Origin of the sequence: Caballeronia sp. INML2 (genome assembly GCF_023631365.1) — a bacterium.
GTDB lineage: Bacteria > Pseudomonadota > Gammaproteobacteria > Burkholderiales > Burkholderiaceae > Caballeronia > Caballeronia turbans.
The window spans coordinates 69,774-88,483 of the sequence record NZ_JALQDH010000023.1 but is presented as its reverse complement, the minus strand read 5'-3'; the positions used below and the strand labels follow the sequence as shown (position 1 = coordinate 88,483).

Sequence of the window (18,710 nt, the reverse complement as noted above, 5' to 3'; positions counted from 1 at the left end):
ATCTTTTGAAGCCCGCCGCCCACGGCATTCTTGCCGCCGGGCGGCGCTTATTTCGGCTACGTGAATGCGGCTCGTAACTGTCGTTCTGATTCTGCTGCTGGTGCTGATCCAATACCCGCTCTGGTGGGGCCACGGCGGCTGGCTGCGCGTGCATGAATTGCAGCAGCAGCTCGCGCAGCAGACGGAGAAGAACACGAACCTGAGGTTGCGCAACGAGCGCGTTCAGGGCGAAGTGCAGGATCTGCAAAACGGCACTGCCGCCGTGGAAGAGCGTGCGCGCTACGAAATGGGCATGGTGAAGGACAGCGAGGTATTCGTTCAGTTCGTCGCGCCGAATTCGAATGCGCCCGTCAACTCCGCCAACGTGCCGGGCATGAACGGTTCGACGCGCGGTCAGGTCTCGGCGGCGCCGCTGCGCGTGGTGCCGAATCCGGTGTCGCGTTCGAAGCAGGAATTGCGCGATCTGGACAAGAAGGCGCAGAAGGAAAAAGCAGCCGAAGCGAAGAAGAAACAGCCGGCAGGCACGGCGCAGTAGCGTGGCGGCTCCCCGGTCGGAACAAAAAAGCGCGGTCATCGACCGCGCTTTTTTTCTGCCGAGCCTGTTGCCGGATCGATTACCACCAGGTGCCGAATCCGACGCCAGTGCCCCAGTACGGACCGCCCCAGCCGCCGCTCGAATAGCCTCCGTACACCGAGACCGGCATGGGTGCGTAGAACTGCGACATCGTCTTCGCCGCATTGCCCGCGGCGGCAGCTTGCTGCGATTCGTTTAGCGCCTGCTTGTCGATGGCGTTGTACCGTTCCATCTGCTGCTGTGGCGTCAGCGTCTCTTGGGGCGCGGACGGCGTATCGGGCAAGCGGCTATAGATCGGCGAAGGACCGGGCGGATCCATCATGCAGCCGGCGAAGAGTGCGACGCCGGCAAGGCATGGCAGCAGTTTCCAGTTGAATGGTGTGGTTTTCATTTACGACCTCCAGCGGGCCGGACATCTGTACAGGAGCCCCAATCATAGCTTGCGGAGTCTGTCGTGAGTCTAGGCCGTAAGCGGGTGCGCCGAACGGTCACCGGGCCTCCGAAGCCCTTGGCGCATGCGGCGCAACCTCCCGCTGGACAAGGCTTTCGCGGCGTTTCAGTGGCGCCGGTCCGACGCCGGACTCACGCCTTGTGAGAGTTCTTTTGCGACAAAAAGTTGCGCAACGTCGACGGTGTCGAAGTCGTAGCGCTGATTGCAGAACTCGCAATGCACTTCGACGTTACCGCGCTCTGCGATCACGCCGTCGACTTCCTCGCGGCCGAGCATCTTGAGCATGCCGCCGACTTTTTCACGCGAGCACGTGCACTGAAAACGCGCCGGCGCGGGATCGAAGTGCTGCACGTTCTCCTGCCAGAACAGGCGCTTGAAGACCGTGTCCGGTTCTTCTTTCAGCAATTCTTCCGTCGAAAGCGTGCTGCCGAGATGGCAGACGCGCTGCCAGGTGTCCGCGTCGTGTTCGCCCGGGTGCGGAACGATGCCGCCATCGCCCGGCAGCTTCTGCAAAAGCATGCCGACGGCGCGATCGGTGTCGGCGGCGAGCCATAGGCGCGTGTCGAGCTGCTCGGAGTGATGCATGTAGTGCTCGAGCACCTCGGCCATCGACGAGAGCGGGCCGTGTTCGCCCGACAGCGGCACGATGCCCTGATACGGTTGCTGTCCCGGCTTCTTGTCGGCCGGATCGAGCGTGATGACGCAGCGCCCGCGTCCGTGACGGTTCAGTAGCTCGGCGAGCGACATTTCGTTCTCGAGCTCGCGCTCGGTCCCTTCGGCGAGCTTCGCAGTGGCGCGCAGCGAGAGGTTGGAATTGCATTGCACGACCAGCATCTTCACCGGTCCGTCGCCGTAGATTTGCATGACGAGCGTGCCGTCGAACTTGAGGTTCGCGGATAAAAGCGCACATGCGGCCATCATCTCGCCGAGCACGTTGCGCACTGCCGCAGGGTACGAGCGGCGCGCGAGCACTTCCTGCCACGTATGGCGCAATGAGACGATCTCGCCGCGCACGGGCGCCGCGTTGAACATGAATTTCTGCAACTGGTCGTTCACAACTCTTCCTTGGGTGTTGAGGCTCGCCCGGTCTTCCGGGTCTCAGCCGATGCGCACGAGCTGCGCCTTGTAATATTCGCGCCGGTCGGCGTAACTTGCCGTGGCCGCGCGCATGCGTGCGATATCCGCCTCGCCGATTTCCCGCACCGCCTTCGCGGGCGCGCCGAGAATCAGCGTGTTGTCCGGGAATACCTTGCCTTCGGTGACGACGGCGCCCGCGCCAACCAGACAGTTGCGGCCGATCACCGCACCATTCAAGACCACGGCCTGGATCCCGATCAGCGAGCCTTCCTTGATCGTGCAGCCGTGCAGCATCGCCTGATGACCGACGGTGACATCGTTTTCGATCGTCAGAGGAAAGCCGGGGTCGGCGTGCAGCACCGCGCCTTCCTGCACGTTGCTGCCACGCCCGACGACGATCGGCTCGTTGTCGCCGCGCAGCGAGGCGCCGGGCCACACGCTCGTGTTTTCCTCGAGCGTCACGCGCCCGATGATGGTCGCGGTGTCCGCGAGGAACACGCTTTCATGGATGGTCGGGGCGTCGTCGCCGAGTTTGTAGATGGCCACATTGTCTCCTGGGGCGTGGTGTCGTAAGGGCGGGGCGCTGGTGGCGCTAAAATGCGCGCCTGCCGGTGCGGCTTGACGGTCACGGCCGTCCCGGTCGCACCGATCGTTGCGCGGATTGTTACGCGGATTGTTACGCGATGTGCGGCGTCCGCCGGGATTACCATTTTAGCTGTTTGCCGTAAGCGTCCGCTGGACCGCGCGGTTCGAGGCCTGTTTTCGAGATCGTTCGATGCACCACCCTGTGATTCCCACCAAAGACGACGCCGACGCCTGCGCGCGCCGCGCGGCGCTCGCCATCCTGCGCGAGCGCGACCCCGCGACGAAGGCGGCGCGCGCCGGCGCGCTGTTCGAGGCGGCGCGCGCGCAGCCATCCCGAATCGATCGGCAGGCCACGTTCGATGAACCCGGTGATCTGCCCGGCCGGCCCGGACGTCCGGAACTCGTCGAGCCGTCGTCGCTGAAGCGTCGCAGCATGCAGTCGGAGGCGGGCCGCGCCGTATTGCTGCATGCGCTCGCGCACATCGAATTCAATGCCATCAATCTCGCGCTCGACGCCGTCTGGCGATTTCCGTCGATGCCGCAGGATTTTTATCTCGACTGGTTGAAAGTCGCGGCTGAGGAAGCGCATCACTTTTCGCTGCTGAGCGCGCGGCTGGCCGATTTCGGCCATGCCTACGGCGATTTCCCGGCGCACGACGGCCTGTGGGAGATGGCGCAGCGCACGCGCGGCGACGTGCTCGCCCGCATGGCCCTCGTGCCGCGCACGCTGGAGGCTCGCGGGCTCGACGCGTCGCCGCCCATCCGCAAGCGCCTCGCGCAGGCGGGCGATCACGCGTCCGCGGCGATTCTCGATGTCATCCTGCGCGACGAAATCGGCCACGTGCTGATCGGCAATCGCTGGTTCCGTTTCCTGTGCGACGGCCTGGGTCTCGATCCGCACGCGACCTATGAACGCCTCGCCGAGCAGTACCACGCGCCGAAGCTGCGCGGCCCGTTCAACTTCGAGGCGCGCCGCGACGCGGGTTTTGACGAAGCCGAACTGCGAGCGCTCGCCGGCCTGGACGACGCGAAATAGGCTGCGGCCATCGCCGCTATAATCGAACGATCATCCTTTATTCGAGGCGGCATCATGAAAGAATCGCGCTCCGAATTCGTCGATGCGCGCGGTGTGCGTCTGCATGTGCGCCGCTGGGGTTCGCCCGACGCCCCGATGCTCTTCATGCTGCACGGCTGGATGGATATGAGCGCGTCGTTCCAGTTCGTCGTCGATGCGCTCGCCGGCGACTGGCAGGTCCTCGCGCCCGACGCGCGCGGCTTCGGCCTGTCGGACTGGCCGGTCGCTCAAAAGGGCGGCGGGCATTACTACTTTCCGGACTACCTCGCCGATCTCGACGTGCTGCTCGATCAGTTCGCGCCGGGCGTGCAGGTGAATCTCGTCGGTCACAGCATGGGCGCGAACGTCGCGCTGCTTTATGCAGGCGTGCGGCCCGAGCGCGTGCGCCGCGTGGTCGATCTGGAAGGCTTCGGTCTGCCGGCTGCGCGCGCATCGCAATCGCCCGGGCGCATCGCGCAATGGCTCGACGATCTGCGCGCGCCGCCGGCACTGCGCAGCTATGCGGGCCTCGATGAAGTCGCCGATCGGCTGATCCGCACGAATCCGCGTCTGCCGCTCGCGCGTGCGCGCTATCTCGCGCAGCACTGGTCGCGCGAGCAAAGCGACGGACGCTTCCATCTGCTGGCCGACCCGGCGCACAAGTTGCGCGGACCGACGCTGTATCGGCTGGACGAGGTCACCGCCGCGTGGGCGCGGGTCACGGCGCCGGTCCTGCACGTCGAGGCGAAGGACTCGCCGACGCTCGCCGCCCTCGCGGGACAGACGCCCGTCGCCGAGTTCAAGACGCGCTTCGCCGCTTTTGCCGACTGGCGCGAGGAAATCGTCGACGGCGCCGGGCACATGATCCATCACGACCAGCCGGCGCGCGTCGCGTCGCTGATTGACGCGTTCTGCGCATGAGCGGCGCGCCGGTAAGAAGGGGCCTGCATAACCGGCGTGTCATGCCATTACAGTTAGAATGTCAGTGAAACCCCAGAGCCGAAAATGAACGCCGATCTGCATTGCCACTCCACCGTGTCCGACGGCCAGTTCGCGCCCGCCGAAGTTGCGCAGCGCGCGCATGCGAACGGCGTGACGCTGTGGTCGCTCACGGATCACGATCAGCTCGGCGGGCAGAAGGAAGCGCGCAAGGCCGCCGAGGCGCTCGGGATGGGCTACCTGCCCGGCGTCGAGATCTCGGTGACGTGGGCGTCGCGCACGGTGCACATCGTCGGCATGAACGTCGATCCGGACAACGAGGCGCTGCTTGCCGGGCTCGAATGCACGCGCAACGGGCGCGCGGCGCGCGGTGTGGCGATCGGCGAGGCGCTCGCGGCGATCGGCATTCCGGATTGCTACAAGGGCGCGCTGCGCTTCACCGACGATCCCGACATGATTTCGCGCACGCACTTCGCGCGGTATCTGGTGGAGGCGGGTTACGCGCAGTCCACCGCGGACGTGTTCACGCGCTATCTCGGCGACGGCAAGCCGGGCTTCGTCGGGCATCGCTGGGCGAAGCTCGCGGATGCCGTCAAATGGATCAAGGATGCGGGCGGTGAGCCGATCATCGCGCATCCGGGGCGTTACGATTACACGCCGGTCGAATTCGCCGCGCTCTTCGACGAATTCATCCAGCTCGGCGGCCATGCGATCGAGGTGGTGACGGGCAGCCACACGCCCGACCAGTACCGCGAATACGCCGACGTTGCGCGCCGCTACGGCTTTGAGGCGTCGCGCGGCTCGGACTTTCACGGCGCGGGCGAAGGGCGCGTCGATCTCGGCCGCCTTCCGCCGCTGCCTGACGATCTCACGCCCGTCTGGGAACGCTGGCTCTAGCGTTTCCCTGGCGCGCGTCGTTCCGGCCCTGCGCGCACGGTCTTTGCATCAACGGTAATTTTCCGCACGCACATCGCGTCAGGCGCGCTCGCGCGTGATCCGCGCCGCGCCTGGGCATTCGCGATAACGATCGAAACAATAAGGCGTCGCCATGTCTCAATTCTTTCGCATTCATCCGGACAATCCGCAGCCGCGGCTCATCAATCAGGCCGTGCAGATCATCAAGGACGGCGGCGTCGTTGCGTTGCCAACGGATTCGAGCTACGCGCTCGGATGCCATCTCGACGACAAGGACGCCGTCGAGCGATTGCGACGCATTCGCGGCATCGACGACAAGCAGTTGCTGTCGCTGCTCGTGCGCGATCTTTCCGAGCTCTCGAACTTCGCGATGGTCGACAACCAGCAGTACCGCCTCATCAAGTCGGTGACGCCGGGGCCTTATGTGTTCGTACTGCAGGCGACCAAGGAAGTGCCGCGCCGGCTGTCGCACCCGTCACGCAAGACGATCGGGCTGCGCGTGCCGGACCACGCGATCACGCTTGCGCTGCTGGAGGCGCTCGGCGAGCCGCTTCTCGCCTCGACGCTGATCCTGCCGCCCGACACCGAGCCGCTCAACGACGCGGAGGAAATTCGCGAGCGCCTGGAAAAGCAGGTCGAGCTCGTGATCGATGCCGGTGCGTGTCCGGCGGAGCCGTCGACGGTGATCGACCTTTCATCGGGGGAGCCAGTGCTCGTGCGCGCGGGGAGAGGCAGTCTCGAACCGTTCGGGCTCACGGCGTAAGCGCCGCGCAGTAGCGCACACGGGCCTACGACCCGATCAAGCGTTTTCGCACATCATGGGCGAAATAGTGCGCGCCCGGCGCCGTCGTGCGCGTCGGATCGGACCTGCCCGCTTGATACAATAGCGCCCCATGGACCCTTCCCTGATACAGACCATCGCGGTTTACGCGCTCCCCGTGATCTTCGCAATCACGCTGCACGAGGCCGCGCATGGCTATGCCGCGCGCTTGCTCGGCGACAACACGGCCTACGTTCTGGGCCGCGTTTCCATGAACCCGATGCGCCATATCGATCCGATCGGCACGATCCTGATTCCGATCGTCCTGTACTTCGTGACGAGCGGCGCGTTCATGTTCGGCTACGCGAAGCCTGTGCCGGTCGCGTTCGGCAACCTGCGCAATCCACGCTGGGGCAGCCTGTGGGTCGCCGCGGCCGGCCCGGGCAGCAACTTCGTGCAGGCGCTCATTTGGGGCGTGATCGCGGTAATGCTCGCGGCTTTTCACGTCGACGAACTGTTCTTCACGCGCATGGCGGCCGCGGGCGTCGGCGTGAATCTCGTGCTCGGCGTCCTGAATCTTTTCCCGTTGCCGCCGCTCGACGGCGGCCGCGTCGTCATGGCGCTCCTGCCGGTGCGCGCGTCGATCGCGTTTTCGAAGCTCGAGCCGTACGGCTTCTTCATCGTGATGGCGCTTGTCGTGACCGGCGTGCTGACGCGCTACTGGCTCGGGCCGCTCGTGAACGTCGGTTACACGGCGGTGTCGGCTATTCTGAATCCCCTTGCTTCACTATTCCCATAACATCATGTTCCCAGACCGTATCTTCTCCGGCATGCGGCCCACCGGGTCGCTGCACCTCGGCCACTATCACGGCGTGCTGAAAAACTGGGTGCGGCTGCAGTCCGAGTACCCGTGCTTCTTCGCGGTGGTCGACTGGCACGCGCTCACGACGCACTACGAGACGCCCGAGGTCATCGAGAAAAACGTGTGGGAGGTGCTCATCGACTGGCTGGCATCAGGCATCGATCCGGCGCAGGCGACGCTTTTCATCCAGAGCCGTGTGCCCGAGCATGCCGAACTGTCGCTGCTGCTCGGCATGGGCACGCCGCTCGGCTGGCTCGAACGCGTGCCGACCTATAAGGAGCAGATCGAGAAGCTGCGCGAGAAGGATCTTTCGACCTACGGCTTCCTCGGCTATCCGGTGCTGATGGCGGCGGACATCCTCCTGTATCGCGCGTCGCTCGTCCCGGTCGGTGAGGATCAGGTGCCGCACGTCGAGATGACGCGCGAGATCGCGCGCCGCTTCAACTACCTGTACGGCCGCGAGCCGGGCTTCGAGGAAAAGGCGATGGAAGCCGCGAAGAAGCTCGGCGGCAAGCGCGCGAAGCTCTATCACGAGTTGCGCGTCGCGTATCAGCAGGAAGGCGACGACGAAGCGCTCGAGCAAGCGCGCGCGATGCTGCAGGAATCGCAGAGTCTGTCGATGAGCGACCGCGAGCGGCTGTTCGGTTATCTGGAAGGTTCGCGCAAGATCATTCTCGTCGAGCCGCAGGTGCTGCTGACCGAAGCGTCCCGCATGCCGGGGCTCGACGGGCAGAAGATGTCGAAATCCTATGGCAATACCATCGGTTTGCGCGAGGATGCCGCGACCATCGAGCAGAAGGTCCGCAGGATGCCGACCGACCCGGCGCGCGTGCGGCGCACCGATCCGGGCGATCCCGACAAGTGCCCGGTGTGGCAGCTGCATCAGGTCTATACGGACGAAAAGACGCACGAATGGGTGCAGAAGGGCTGCCGTAGCGCAGGCATTGGCTGCCTGGAATGCAAGCAGCCGGTGATCGAAGGCATTCTGCGCGAGCAGCAGCCGATGCTCGAGCGCGCGCAAAAGTACATGGACGACCCGTCGCTGTTGCGCGCGATCGTCGCGGACGGCTGCGACAAGGCGCGCAAGTTCGCCACGGAGACGATGCGCGACGTGCGCGAGGCGATGGGCCTGTCCTACAGCTGATGGAAGGCGTGCCGAGTCCGTGGGTCGTGCGCTGGGCGCATCTCGTCGCGCCCGCCGGCGTTGTGCTCGACGTCGCTGCGGGCAGCGGCCGACACACGCGCTGGTTCGCGGCGCGCGGCTTTTCGGTTCTGGCCATCGACCGCGATGCCGACGCGCTCGTTTCGATGTCCGCCATACCGCGCATCGAGACGCTTACGGCCGACATCGAAAATGCGCGCTGGCCGCTGCCGGACGACCGAACGTTTGACGCAATCGTGGTCACGAATTACCTGCATCGCCCGCTGTTCGGGCACTTCATCGATGCGCTCGCACCCGGCGGCGTGCTGATCTACGAGACCTTCGCGGCCGGCAATGGCAGTATCGGCAAGCCGTCGAATCCCGCGTTTCTGCTCGAACCCGGCGAATTGCTCGAAGTAGTGAGAGGGCGTCTGCGCGTGATCGCCTACGAGGACGGATTCACCGACGTCCCGCGTCCTGCCTATGTGCAGCGAATTTGCGCGGTTCGTGAAGCGCAGTCAGCGAAAGGGTGGGCGGAAAACGCGCTCACGATTGGTAACACACCCTCGGGTCCGCCGCGTTACGCGCTCGGCGGCTAATCCGCTACAATCGCGTAATATCGCTTTTTGCGATTAAATTCACGATTAAATTCATAGAGTTTCATGACAAACGGAACACACGGCGGCATCCAGATCCGCGGCAGCATCCCTGCCATCGTCACACCGATGCACGAGGACGGTAGTCTTGATCTGCCGGCGTTTCGAAAACTGATCGACTGGCACGTCGAGCAAGGCTCGAACGGTCTCGTCGTGGTCGGCACCAGCGGCGAATCGGCCACCTTGTCGGTCGAAGAGCACATTCTGATGATCCAGACGGCCGTCGAGCACACGGCGAAGCGTTTCCCGATCATCGCGGGCGCGGGCGGCAATTCGACGGCCGAGGCCATCGAACTCTCGAAGCACGCGAAGAAAGTCGGCGCCGACGCCACGCTGCAAGTCGTGCCGTATTACAACAAGCCGACGCAGGAAGGCATGTACCGCCATTTCCGCACCATCGCGGAAGCGGTCGATCTGCCGGTGCTCCTCTACAACGTGCCGGGCCGCACCGTTGCCGACATGAGCAACGAGACGATCCTGCGCCTCGCCGAAGTGCCGGGCATCATCGGCGTGAAGGAAGCGACGGGCAATATCGATCGCGCGGCGCATCTGATCAAGCACGCGCCGGCGAACTTCTCGATTTTCAGCGGCGACGATCCCACGGCCATCGCGCTGATGCTTCTGGGCGGCCACGGCAATATCTCGGTGACGGCCAATGTCGCGCCGAAGGAAATGAGCCAGCTCTGCCGCGCCGCGATCGAAGGCGATGCGATCACCGCGCGCCGCATCCATCTGAAGCTGCTGTCGCTGCACAAGCAACTCTTCTGCGAATCGAATCCGATTCCGGCCAAGTGGGCGCTGCAAGCGCTCGGCCGTATGGAAGGCGGCATCCGTCTGCCGCTCACGCCGCTCGACGCGCGTTATCACGACGTGGTGCGTGACGCGTTGCGCGACGCCGGGCTTCTTGCCTGATCACACGTGGCGGCGCGCCAAGTCACAAAGAATCGAAAGGCCGCGCCGCCGCAGGTGATCGAAATGAACCACACCTTCAGTCATCAACCGCCGCTCATTGGCCTCGACATTGGCTTCGCTGAGCCGCTCGGCTAGACCGGGTTCGGCGCGAGGCAATGCGTCATCAGCAGCAAAGAAGGACCTCATGAAATTTTCCGCTCTTCTTACTCATGCCAAACGTGTGAGCGTGCTGTCGCTCGGCGCCGGCGCGCTCTTCTCGCTTGCGGGTTGCGACACGCTCAACGACTGGCTCGCGCCGGATCGCGTCAACTACAAGGCTGCCGAAACCGCGCCGTCGCTCACGGTTCCGTCCGACCTGACCACGGCCGACATCAGCCAGCGCTATGCCGCGCCGCCGAAGATCAACTCGCTCGGCGGCGCCGCCGAGCGTTCGGTCACGCCGGCCGGCAACCCGACGCTCGGCGTGCCGAACGCGCAGGATCCGTTCGGCATGCACATCGAGAGCGACGGCGATCGCCGCTGGCTCGTCGTCGATGGCCGCTCGCCCGATCAGATCTGGGGACCGCTGAAGGAGTTCTGGGAAGAGAACGGCTTCACGCTCAAGACCGATGCGCCGCAGACCGGCATCATGGCGACCGACTGGGCGGAGAACCGCGCGAACATTCCGAACGACTGGTTCAGAAACAGCGTGGGCAAGCTGCTCGATTTCGCGTACTCGTCCGGGACGCGCGACATGTTCCGCACACAAGTCGACCGCGCGTCCGACGGCTCGACGGATATCTCCATCACGCACAGCGCGATGGAAGAAGTGCTGACGGGCCAGGACAAGACCTCATCGCGCTGGGAGGCGCGTCCGCGCAATCCGGCGCTCGAAGCCGCGGTGCTCACGAAGCTGATGCAGAAATTCGGCCTGACCGAAGCGCAGTCGCAAAAGCTGATGGCACAGGCGCGTCCGTCGGGGGCGAAGGTGGCCGTGGATCAAAGCGCGGGCGGTTCCACGCTCGACCTCGCCGAGCCGTTCGATCGCGCATGGCTGCGCGTGGGCCTCGCGCTCGATCGCACGAACTTCACGGTCGACAATCGCGATCGCGACAAGGGCATCTACTACGTCCATTTTTCGGACTCCATGGCGGAGCTGAAGAAGGACGGTCTCTTCGGCAAGTTCTTTTCGGGCAACACGCCAAAGCCGACGCGACAGTTCCTCGTCAACGTGAGGCCGAAGGCAGAGTCGGTCACGCAAGTCGGTGTCGTCGATGCGAATGGCCAGCCGGACACCTCGTCCGATGCGCAGCGTATCGTGTCGTTGCTGCATGCTCAGTTGAACTAGACGAACGCGTTAGTCAGTCGATGATGAGTTCATTGTGAGATTCGCCAGTCTCGGCAGCGGCAGCGAGGGCAATGCATTGCTCGTCGAGGCGTCGAGCGGCGCGACCACGACGCGCGTGCTGCTCGATTGCGGATTCTCCGGCAAGGAAGTCGAGCGCCGCCTCGCGCGCCTGAACTGCCGCGCCGAGGATCTGGACGCCATCGTCATCACGCACGAGCACACGGATCATATCGGCAGCGCGTTGACGCTCGCGCGCCGGTGGTCCATTCCGCTGCACATGAGCTGGGGCACGGCGCGCGCGATCGGCGCCGACGAAGCCAACGTCGAATTGAACGTGCTCTGGGGCGATGAAAGCGTCGCGATCGGCGATCTGAACGTGATGCCGTACACCGTGCCTCACGATGCCCGCGAGCCGCTGCAATATGTCTTCTCCGACGGCGCTTGCCGTCTCGGCGTGCTGACGGATGTCGGCGTCTCCACGCCGCATATCACGAACGTGCTGAGCGGCTGTGACGCGCTCGTGCTCGAATCGAATCACGATGTCGAGATGCTCGCCGCGAGCCGCTATCCGCCTTCGCTGAAGGCGCGCATCGGCGGAACGCACGGGCACCTGAACAATGAAGCGGCGGCGGCCATTCTCGCATCGCTCGACCGTTCCAGGCTGCGTCATCTCGTGGCCGCTCACCTTAGCCAGCAAAATAATCTGCCGCATCTTGCGCAAGCTGCGCTTGCGGCCGTGCTGGGCGCGTCTGCGGTCGATATCGTCGTCGCGACCCAGGCGGAAGGTTTCGACTGGCTCACGCTCTAGATAAATAACGCGACGCGCTGCGCGCGCATCGGCGCAGAATGCAGATACAAAAAAACCGGCCCAAGAGCCGGTTTTTTTGTTTGCAGGACCGCATCGAGCGGCCTGCGGCGTGCGCCAACCGCCTTACTGGCTTGCGCCCGATGCCGGAGCGGCAGCCGAAGCGGCAGCGTCCGAAGCTGCGCCAGCAGCCGAAGCTGCGTCGCTTGCAGCGGCCGAAGCGCTCGATGCAGCAGCGTTTGCGTCCGAAGCAGCAGCAGCCGGAGCCGAAGCAGCCGACGTATCGCTTGCAGCGCTCGGAGCAGCCGTTTCGCTAGACTTGTTGCATGCAGCCAGAGCAACAGCAGCCAACAGGGATGCTACGAGGAGGGATTTCTTCATGATCACGTCCTTTTATGGTTAAAGGTAAGCAACAGCGCAAAGTACCGGTAATGTGTGCTCCAACACCGACCTGGGCCGCTGTGGAGACTCACAATTCTTTTTTGTGTGAGACTTCCTACGGCTTGGCCGGAAATTATAGGCACTTTCGTAACGACCGTCGATAAATCAGGGGACGATACGTTGTCTTTCTCATACAAACTTTCATATTGCGGAACAGCAAAATTCTAGCATCCGCAGCGTATCAGGAAGTCTCGTGAAGGCAAGCCTGTCAAGGCAAAGCACCCATCCGGAGCCAGCCCGCACAATACCATTCGTGCAGCAGCGCTGTCATTGACGATTCGTCTGTAAGTGTTACAAAGCGTTTCGCTTCCAGACAGCGAGCATCGGCCAATTCGGGGAGCCACTTTTTAAGCCTGGACGACAACATTGCGGCTTCACCATTTACGAAAAATGACCGCGCGTCATAGAGCAAAATAGTCTTTCTATCCAGCCTGACGCCCGTCTTTTTGGCTCTTTCCACAAATTTTTGCTCATTCAACGCGCGCTCGGGCGGGTCGAATACGACATTCGCTTTCGGCTCGCTCAAATACGTGCCTAAAAACGCCGCGATGTCCTTTTCGTTCCAGTTGACGTTCGCAAGGATCGCGCCAACACGGTCGACGAGCAGGGCGGGCAGCGCCGCCGGACTCGACACGGGCTCCTGCGCCGGATCGCGATAGCGCGCGTTCCCTTTAGGGCCATCCGAGGCGTCGCCCATGCGCTCGGCGAGGTGATAGAGAAACTGCGCCGTGAGTTCGTGCGTGGAGGGCGCGCGAAAGCCGATCGACGCGGTCATGCATTCGCCTTCCGCGATGCCGTCGTGCGCGATATGCGGCGGCAGATAGAGCATGTCGCCGGGCTCCAGCACCCATTCCTCCTCGGGCTCGAAGTGCTGTAAAACTTTCAACGGCAGTCCGGGTATTAGCGAAAGGTCGCGCTGCGCCCCGATGCGCCAGCGCCGCTTGCCATGCACCTGGAGCAGAAAGACATCATAGGAGTCGAAGTGCGGTCCGACACCGCCGCCATCGGTCGCATACGAGATCATCATGTCGTCGAGACGCGCGTCCGGAATGAAACGGAACCGGTTCATCAACGCGTGCGCGCGATCGTCGTGCAGATTCACGCCCTGCACGAGCAGCGTCCACTCGCGTTTCTTCACCGGGGGCAATTCGTCGGGCGCGAACGGGCCGTGCTCCAGATTCCAGGTGTTGCGAAAATGTGTGATGAGACGCGACTCGACGTCGTCGAGATCTGCGAGCTCGAACAGCTCGTCGCGTGCGAGCGGCGCCGTAATATCGGGAATGGCCTGCCGGATCAGAAGGGGCTTTTTCTGCCAGTAACGCCGCATGAACTGTCGCGGCGTACGGTTGCCCAACAGGGGTGTGAGTTCGTCTGGCAAAGGCGCGCGAGCATGCGCGGGAAGGCCGGAAACCGGGGATGGTGTTGCGTCTTGGGGCCGCTTGGGCATCGTATAATCGAGGCTTGTATCTTGGAGGATCCAATGAAAATTGCGAAAGACACTGTCGTTTCGGTCGCTTACAAGCTATCGGATGCGCAAGGCAATCTGATCGAGGAGAGCGACGAGCCGATGGTCTATCTGCACGGCGGCTATGATGGCACGTTCCCCAAGATCGAGGAAGCGCTCGACGGTCACGAGGCGGGCTATGAAACGCTCATTCAGCTCGAACCGCAGGATGCGTTCGGCGAGTACGATCCGGAACTCGTGAAGGTCGAAGAGCGCAGCCGTTTTCCCGAGCCGCTGGAAGTGGGCATGCAGTTCGAGGGCACGCCCGAAGACGGCGATGACGACGTCGACTCGCTGATCTACACCGTGACCGACGTCGCCGAAGACAAAGTCGTGCTCGACGGCAATCATCCGCTCGCGGGCATGGCGCTGCGTTTCTCGTTGTCGGTGCAGGAAGTACGCACGGCGACGGATGACGAGATTCAGCATCAGCACGCGCATGGCGCGGACGGCCTGCACGTCATCGACGAAGATGAAGACGACGATGACGGCGAGCCGCGCAAGGATGCAGGTCCGACGCTGCATTGAGCGCGTCGACCGCTCAGGAAAGCGCAGCTTCGGCTGCGCTTTTTTATTGTCCGCTCGCGCCGTTTTGCACGCCCGATGCAGGTACCGGATAGATCGGCGGCAAGGACTGCGGCGGCGTCAGGATCGGCGGCAGACCGGACGCAGGTAGCGGCATCGAAGGCGGCGGGGGCAGCGACTCCGGCAGATCGTTGCGCGGCAGCGCAGGCGGCGCCGATTCCGGCAACGCGGGTTGCGGTGCGGGATAGGGCGCCGGATAAGGTGCATAAGGCTCGCTCGGCTGCGCGGGCGCTCCGGGCGGCGGCGCGTTCGATTCTCGCGTACGGGTCTCCTTCACATCGCGCACGCGCAGTCGAAACGGCGGATGCCATTGCGCATCGCTTTGCACTTCGAGCCATTGCGATTGCGGCTTTCTGAACGCGAGCGCGACGCGCGTGAGATTCGTGACGATCAAGCCCTTGTCGTTGCGCAATGGCTGGTCGATATGAAAGCCGTTCGGCTCCGGCGCATCGGTGCCGTGGATCACGATGACCGGTCCGCGAAAACTTTCGGCCGCCTTCACGAGACTGCGCTTCAGTTCGAGGAAGCCATCGCGCGGCTGGTTCGAGCGCGAGAAGTGCAGCCATGCAAAGCGTTCGCGCCGCTCGTAGCGAGAGAAGTCAGGATCGGCCTGAAGCACGATCACGAGCGCGCGCATCTCGGAGCGTCGCGCCGATTCCGCCGCATGTTCCAGCCAGAAGCTCGTCGCGACGGCGCGGTCTTCGAACTCGCCGTTGCGTCCCCCCGCGGTCAGATAGTGATTGTTCGGGCTCGGCACATTCAGCCCGATGAACGCGATGCCTTGCGCCTGCCAGCGCACGATTTCGCGGAACGTGCGAAAGCGCGCGAGGTCGCTCTCGCGCGACAGTGTGAGCGGACTTTGTCCAAGCGAACTGGCATCCGTGAAGAAGAGCTGACGCACGAAATCGAGCCGTTCGACCGGGTCGTAAGCGCCCGCATGCGCGAGGCCGCAATCGGCCCAGTCGTGCTGGCCGAGCAATAGCACGACTGGCGTGCGCGACGCGTCCAGCAGGTCGTGCCGCGACTGATAGATGCTGTCGCGACACGGCTCGGTGCTGCCCTTGAAGTTGCCGTCGTAGACGATGAACGCGATGCTGCCGTCGCGCCCGATCGCATCGAGCATGCGGCGCACGGGTGCTTCGTCGGCGGGGCGGGTGAGGGCGTCGGAAATCACGGCGAAGCCGAGCGGCGCGTTCCCCTCGGCGTGCGCATGCGCGATCGCGCCGCATGCGAGCGCGACCGCGATCGTCACGGCGCTTGTCAGGCGCGCCGCGGCGTTGCGCTCGACGCGCGGAGCGCCACGCTCAACGCGATGCATCCGGCGGACGATTCGCCAGTTCATGCAGTTCGTAGAGCAGATCGAGCGCTTCGCGCGGGCGCAGATCGTTCGGATCGAGCGCGCGCAGCTTGTCCATCACCGGATGTTCCGGCGCTTCGGTCTTCTCCAGCTCTTCGTGGGGCGGATCGTCGTCTCCATACGGCGTATACGGCTGGCTCGCGAACAGATCGAACTGTGCAGCGGGCTGGCTGGCCGATTGCTGTTCCAGATGCACGAGATGCTTGCGCGCCGCGCGAATCACCGCCGCTGGCACGCCCGCGAGTTGCGCGACCTGCAGGCCGTAGCTCTGATTGGCCGGACCTTCGCTCACCGCGTGCAGGAACACGATGCCATGATCGTGCTCGACCGCCGACAGATGCACGTTCGCCGCCTGGGCGAACTCCGCGGGCAGTTGCGTAAGCTCGAAGTAGTGCGTCGCGAAGAGCGTGTAACAGCCGTTGTGCGTGAGCAGATGCCGCGCGATCGCCCACGCGAGCGCGAGGCCGTCGAAGGTCGAGGTGCCGCGCCCGATCTCGTCCATCAGCACGAGGCTCGATGCGCTCGAGTCGTTGAGGATCGCCGCCGCTTCGGTCATCTCGACCATGAAAGTCGAGCGGCCGCCCGCGAGATCGTCGGCCGCGCCGATGCGGGTGAAGATGCGGTCGAGGGCGCCGAAACGCGCGCGTTTCGCGGGCACGTAACTGCCGACGTAAGCCATCAACGCGATCAGCGCGGTCTGACGCATGAAGGTCGATTTGCCGCCCATGTTCGGGCCTGTGATGAGCAGGAGCTTCCGGTCCTGACTCAGGCAACAATCGTTGGCGATGAACTGCTCGACCTGCGCCTCGACGACCGGATGCCGGCCCTGTTCGATATCGATGCCCGCATCGGCGGTGAATTCCGGCGCGACCCAGTCGAGCGCGCGGGCGCGTTCGGCAAACGCGCACAGGAGATCGAGTTCCGCGAGCGCACTTGCGACGCGCTGGCAATCCCCGATGAATGGCAGCAGAGTCTGCAGCAGCGCGTCGTACAGCGCGCGTTCTCGGGCGAGGGCGCGCTCCTGAGCGGACAGCGCTTTGTCCTCGAAAGCCTTCAATTCTGGCGTGATGTAGCGCTCGGCGTTCTTGAGCGTCTGACGGCGGCGGTAGTCGTCGGGAACCTTGTCGGTCTGCCCGCGCGTGACTTCGATGTAGAAGCCATGCACCTTGTTGTATTCGACGCGCAGATTCGCAATGCCCGTGCGCGTGCGCTCGCGCGCTTCGAGGTCGATCAGGAACTGATCGCAGTTCTCCGAAATATCGCGCAGTTCATCGAGATCCGGATCGTAACCGCGCGCGATCACGCCGCCGTCGCGAATCAATGCGGCGGGCTCGGTCGCGATGGCGTTCGTCAGAAGATCGAGACACTCGTGCGGCGGCTCCAGCTCGGCGGCGATGCGCTCCAGCGCCGGCGTGTGCGCGGCGAGGCTCGCGACGAGCGCGCGCAGGTCTGGCAGCGCGGCGAAGGTATCGCGCAGGCTCGACAGATCGCGTGGCCGCGCCGACAGCAACGCGAGACGGCCCGTGATGCGCTCGATGTCCGAGATCTTGCGCAGCGCGCCGCGCAGGGTGTCGAGACCGCCGGTCGTGGGCGCGTCGAGCAATGCGCCGATCGCTTGCTGGCGCGCCTGCGCGATCGATGCATCGCGCGGCGGATGATGCAGCCAGTGGCGCAGCAGACGGCTGCCCATCGTCGTGCAGCAGGTGTCGAGCAGCGAGAAGAGGGTGGGCGACTCGGTGCCCCGCAGCGTCTCCGTGAGTTCCAGATTGCGCCGCGTGGCGGGATCGAGCCCGATGTATTCCGATTCGTATTCGACCTTCAGGCTGCGCACGTGACGCAACTGCTGACCTTGAGTCGCCGCAGCGTAGAGCAGCAGCGCGCCAGCCGCGCCGCACGCGCAGGTGAGGGTTTGCGCGCCGAAGCCGTCGAGGCTCGCGACGTCGAGCTGCTCGCGCAAGCGCTGCGTGCCCGACCCGACATCGAAGTGCCATGCCGGAACGCGCGTGGTCGCACCGGGATTCGTCACGCCGAGCGATGCCGGGACGTCGGTGATCGAATCCGCGATGAGCGTTTCGGCCGGACGAATGCGCTCGAGCGCCGTGCTGACTTGTCCCGGCGCGACTTCCGCGAGGCGCAATGCGCCGCTCGCGAGATTGAGCCACGCGAGACCGACGCTCGTGACGACGCCGCGACGATTGTGCGCAGGGCAGAGCGCCAACAGATAGACGTCGCTCTTGTCCGAGAGCAGGGCCGCGTCGGTCAGCGTGCCCGGCGTGACGACGCGCACGACCTTGCGCTCGACCGGCCCCTTCGAGATCGCCGGATCGCCGATCTGTTCGCAAATCGCAACCGACTCGCCGAGCTTCACGAGCTTCGCGAGATATTGCTCGCATGCGTGATGCGGAACGCCCGCCATTTTGATCGGATTGCCGCCCGACGCGCCGCGCTGCGTGAGCGTGAGATCGAGCAGGCGCGCGGCCTTTTCGGCGTCATCGAAGAAAAGCTCGTAGAAATCGCCCATCCGGTAGAAAACGAGCGTGCCGGGATGCTCCGCCTTGATGCGCAGATACTGCTGCATCATCGGCGTGTGCTGGGACAGATCCGCGAGCGGCGCGGTGTCGGTGGAGGTGTCGGGGGATGCCGTGTGATTGCCCATCTTGCGTGCTGTGAAAGCCGGAACGACCAAACGGCCGGACGCGACGTGCACCGGCCGCCAATCAGCCGATAGGGCAAGAGTTTAACCTGTCGCGGGAAGACGGCGATTC

General features: G+C 64.3%; 20 protein-coding genes. 12 read left to right on the top strand and 8 right to left on the bottom strand.

The features are described from left to right. The first annotated feature begins 64 nt into the window (after positions 1-64). A complete protein-coding gene (gene ftsB, locus NCT32_RS08890) occupies positions 65-535 on the top strand; it encodes a cell division protein FtsB (RefSeq protein WP_061119665.1) in 471 nt (156 codons plus the stop codon). A 79-nt stretch (positions 536-614) separates the two neighbouring features. Here the strand turns inward: ftsB and NCT32_RS08885 are convergent, their stop codons facing one another. From NCT32_RS08885 to NCT32_RS08875, 3 genes are all read right to left on the bottom strand, one after another. Then, positions 615-965, bottom strand: coding sequence for a hypothetical protein (locus NCT32_RS08885; protein ID WP_061119664.1), 351 nt, complete (start codon positions 963-965; stop codon positions 615-617). A gap of 165 nt (positions 966-1,130) precedes the next feature. Beyond that, positions 1,131-2,081, bottom strand: a complete 951-nt coding sequence (gene hslO / locus NCT32_RS08880; protein WP_061119663.1) for an Hsp33 family molecular chaperone HslO — start codon at positions 2,079-2,081, stop codon at positions 1,131-1,133. Between the two features lie 42 nt (positions 2,082-2,123). Continuing rightward, entirely contained in the window at positions 2,124-2,648 is a 525-nt protein-coding gene (locus NCT32_RS08875; protein WP_061119662.1) for a gamma carbonic anhydrase family protein, read from the bottom strand. Between the two features lie 229 nt (positions 2,649-2,877). On the opposite strand from NCT32_RS08875, the gene NCT32_RS08870 reads away from it, so the two are divergent. The 8 genes from NCT32_RS08870 (at position 2,878) to dapA (ending at position 9,926) form a co-directional block, all read left to right on the top strand. Next, the gene (locus NCT32_RS08870; protein ID WP_061119661.1) at positions 2,878-3,723 is read left to right on the top strand and encodes a ferritin-like domain-containing protein; all 846 of its coding nucleotides are present in this window, start codon (positions 2,878-2,880) and stop codon (positions 3,721-3,723) included. A 54-nt stretch (positions 3,724-3,777) separates the two neighbouring features. Beyond that, on the top strand, positions 3,778-4,662 hold the full coding sequence (locus tag NCT32_RS08865; protein WP_250490104.1) for an alpha/beta fold hydrolase: 885 nt from the start codon (positions 3,778-3,780) through the stop codon (positions 4,660-4,662). 84 nt (positions 4,663-4,746) lie between these two features. After that, positions 4,747-5,577: a 3',5'-nucleoside bisphosphate phosphatase gene (locus NCT32_RS08860; RefSeq protein ID WP_061119659.1), complete on the top strand. Its 831-nt coding sequence runs from the start codon at positions 4,747-4,749 to the stop codon at positions 5,575-5,577. 151 nt (positions 5,578-5,728) lie between these two features. After that, positions 5,729-6,358: an L-threonylcarbamoyladenylate synthase gene (locus NCT32_RS08855; protein ID WP_061119658.1), complete on the top strand. Its 630-nt coding sequence runs from the start codon at positions 5,729-5,731 to the stop codon at positions 6,356-6,358. Between the two features lie 130 nt (positions 6,359-6,488). Further along, positions 6,489-7,154 (top strand): site-2 protease family protein, encoded by a 666-nt coding sequence (locus NCT32_RS08850; protein ID WP_061119657.1) that lies wholly within the window; start codon positions 6,489-6,491, stop codon positions 7,152-7,154. 4 nt (positions 7,155-7,158) lie between these two features. Then, positions 7,159-8,361: a tryptophan--tRNA ligase gene (locus NCT32_RS08845; RefSeq protein ID WP_061119656.1), complete on the top strand. Its 1,203-nt coding sequence runs from the start codon at positions 7,159-7,161 to the stop codon at positions 8,359-8,361. Then, entirely contained in the window at positions 8,361-8,957 is a 597-nt protein-coding gene (locus NCT32_RS08840; protein WP_061119655.1) for a bifunctional 2-polyprenyl-6-hydroxyphenol methylase/3-demethylubiquinol 3-O-methyltransferase UbiG, read from the top strand. Before NCT32_RS08845 ends, NCT32_RS08840 begins: the two co-directional genes overlap by 1 nt. 63 nt (positions 8,958-9,020) lie before the next feature. Further along, the gene (dapA, locus tag NCT32_RS08835) at positions 9,021-9,926 is read left to right on the top strand and encodes a 4-hydroxy-tetrahydrodipicolinate synthase (RefSeq protein ID WP_061119654.1); all 906 of its coding nucleotides are present in this window, start codon (positions 9,021-9,023) and stop codon (positions 9,924-9,926) included. On the opposite strand, the gene NCT32_RS08830 is transcribed toward dapA, so the two are convergent. After that, on the bottom strand, positions 9,927-10,112 hold the full coding sequence (locus NCT32_RS08830; RefSeq protein WP_143756369.1) for a hypothetical protein: 186 nt from the start codon (positions 10,110-10,112) through the stop codon (positions 9,927-9,929). On the opposite strand from NCT32_RS08830, the gene bamC reads away from it, so the two are divergent. Continuing rightward, positions 10,111-11,253, top strand: a complete 1,143-nt coding sequence (bamC, locus tag NCT32_RS08825; RefSeq protein WP_250490103.1) for an outer membrane protein assembly factor BamC — start codon at positions 10,111-10,113, stop codon at positions 11,251-11,253. The genes NCT32_RS08830 and bamC overlap by 2 nt on opposite strands. A gap of 34 nt (positions 11,254-11,287) precedes the next feature. Next, a complete protein-coding gene (locus NCT32_RS08820) occupies positions 11,288-12,061 on the top strand; it encodes an MBL fold metallo-hydrolase (protein ID WP_061119652.1) in 774 nt (257 codons plus the stop codon). A 123-nt stretch (positions 12,062-12,184) separates the two neighbouring features. Here the strand turns inward: NCT32_RS08820 and NCT32_RS08815 are convergent, their stop codons facing one another. Further along, positions 12,185-12,439, bottom strand: a complete 255-nt coding sequence (locus NCT32_RS08815; RefSeq protein WP_074168913.1) for a hypothetical protein — start codon at positions 12,437-12,439, stop codon at positions 12,185-12,187. A 268-nt stretch (positions 12,440-12,707) separates the two neighbouring features. Beyond that, positions 12,708-13,946, bottom strand: coding sequence for a cupin domain-containing protein (locus NCT32_RS08810; protein WP_061119650.1), 1,239 nt, complete (start codon positions 13,944-13,946; stop codon positions 12,708-12,710). Between the two features lie 33 nt (positions 13,947-13,979). Here NCT32_RS08810 and NCT32_RS08805 point away from each other — a divergent pair, with 33 nt between their 5' ends. After that, the gene (locus NCT32_RS08805) at positions 13,980-14,531 is read left to right on the top strand and encodes a peptidylprolyl isomerase (RefSeq protein ID WP_061119649.1); all 552 of its coding nucleotides are present in this window, start codon (positions 13,980-13,982) and stop codon (positions 14,529-14,531) included. Positions 14,532-14,574: 43 nt separating this feature from the next. Here the strand turns inward: NCT32_RS08805 and NCT32_RS08800 are convergent, their stop codons facing one another. After that, a complete protein-coding gene (locus NCT32_RS08800) occupies positions 14,575-15,930 on the bottom strand; it encodes a hypothetical protein (protein WP_250490102.1) in 1,356 nt (451 codons plus the stop codon). Beyond that, on the bottom strand, positions 15,893-18,601 hold the full coding sequence (mutS, locus tag NCT32_RS08795; RefSeq protein ID WP_061119648.1) for a DNA mismatch repair protein MutS: 2,709 nt from the start codon (positions 18,599-18,601) through the stop codon (positions 15,893-15,895). Before mutS ends, NCT32_RS08800 begins: the two co-directional genes overlap by 38 nt. Positions 18,602-18,710: the final 109 nt, after the last annotated feature.

Excerpts from the sequence above, each read along its gene's own strand:
- NCT32_RS08800 (WP_250490102.1), bottom strand. The coding sequence starts at position 15,930 with ATGAACTGGCGAATCGTCCGCCGGATGCATCGCGTTGAGCGTGGCGCT.
- NCT32_RS08850 (WP_061119657.1), top strand. The coding sequence starts at position 6,489 with ATGGACCCTTCCCTGATACAGACCATCGCGGTTTACGCGCTCCCCGTG.
- mutS (WP_061119648.1), bottom strand. The coding sequence starts at position 18,601 with ATGGGCAATCACACGGCATCCCCCGACACCTCCACCGACACCGCGCCG.
- dapA (WP_061119654.1), top strand. The coding sequence starts at position 9,021 with ATGACAAACGGAACACACGGCGGCATCCAGATCCGCGGCAGCATCCCT.
- NCT32_RS08860 (WP_061119659.1), top strand. The coding sequence starts at position 4,747 with ATGAACGCCGATCTGCATTGCCACTCCACCGTGTCCGACGGCCAGTTC.
- ftsB (WP_061119665.1), top strand. The coding sequence starts at position 65 with ATGCGGCTCGTAACTGTCGTTCTGATTCTGCTGCTGGTGCTGATCCAA.
- NCT32_RS08815 (WP_074168913.1), bottom strand. The coding sequence starts at position 12,439 with ATGAAGAAATCCCTCCTCGTAGCATCCCTGTTGGCTGCTGTTGCTCTG.
- NCT32_RS08840 (WP_061119655.1), top strand. The coding sequence starts at position 8,361 with ATGGAAGGCGTGCCGAGTCCGTGGGTCGTGCGCTGGGCGCATCTCGTC.
- NCT32_RS08870 (WP_061119661.1), top strand. The coding sequence starts at position 2,878 with ATGCACCACCCTGTGATTCCCACCAAAGACGACGCCGACGCCTGCGCG.
- NCT32_RS08805 (WP_061119649.1), top strand. The coding sequence starts at position 13,980 with ATGAAAATTGCGAAAGACACTGTCGTTTCGGTCGCTTACAAGCTATCG.
- NCT32_RS08865 (WP_250490104.1), top strand. The coding sequence starts at position 3,778 with ATGAAAGAATCGCGCTCCGAATTCGTCGATGCGCGCGGTGTGCGTCTG.
- NCT32_RS08810 (WP_061119650.1), bottom strand. The coding sequence starts at position 13,946 with ATGCCCAAGCGGCCCCAAGACGCAACACCATCCCCGGTTTCCGGCCTT.
- bamC (WP_250490103.1), top strand. The coding sequence starts at position 10,111 with ATGAAATTTTCCGCTCTTCTTACTCATGCCAAACGTGTGAGCGTGCTG.
- NCT32_RS08845 (WP_061119656.1), top strand. The coding sequence starts at position 7,159 with ATGTTCCCAGACCGTATCTTCTCCGGCATGCGGCCCACCGGGTCGCTG.
- NCT32_RS08830 (WP_143756369.1), bottom strand. The coding sequence starts at position 10,112 with ATGAGGTCCTTCTTTGCTGCTGATGACGCATTGCCTCGCGCCGAACCC.
- NCT32_RS08885 (WP_061119664.1), bottom strand. The coding sequence starts at position 965 with ATGAAAACCACACCATTCAACTGGAAACTGCTGCCATGCCTTGCCGGC.
- NCT32_RS08855 (WP_061119658.1), top strand. The coding sequence starts at position 5,729 with ATGTCTCAATTCTTTCGCATTCATCCGGACAATCCGCAGCCGCGGCTC.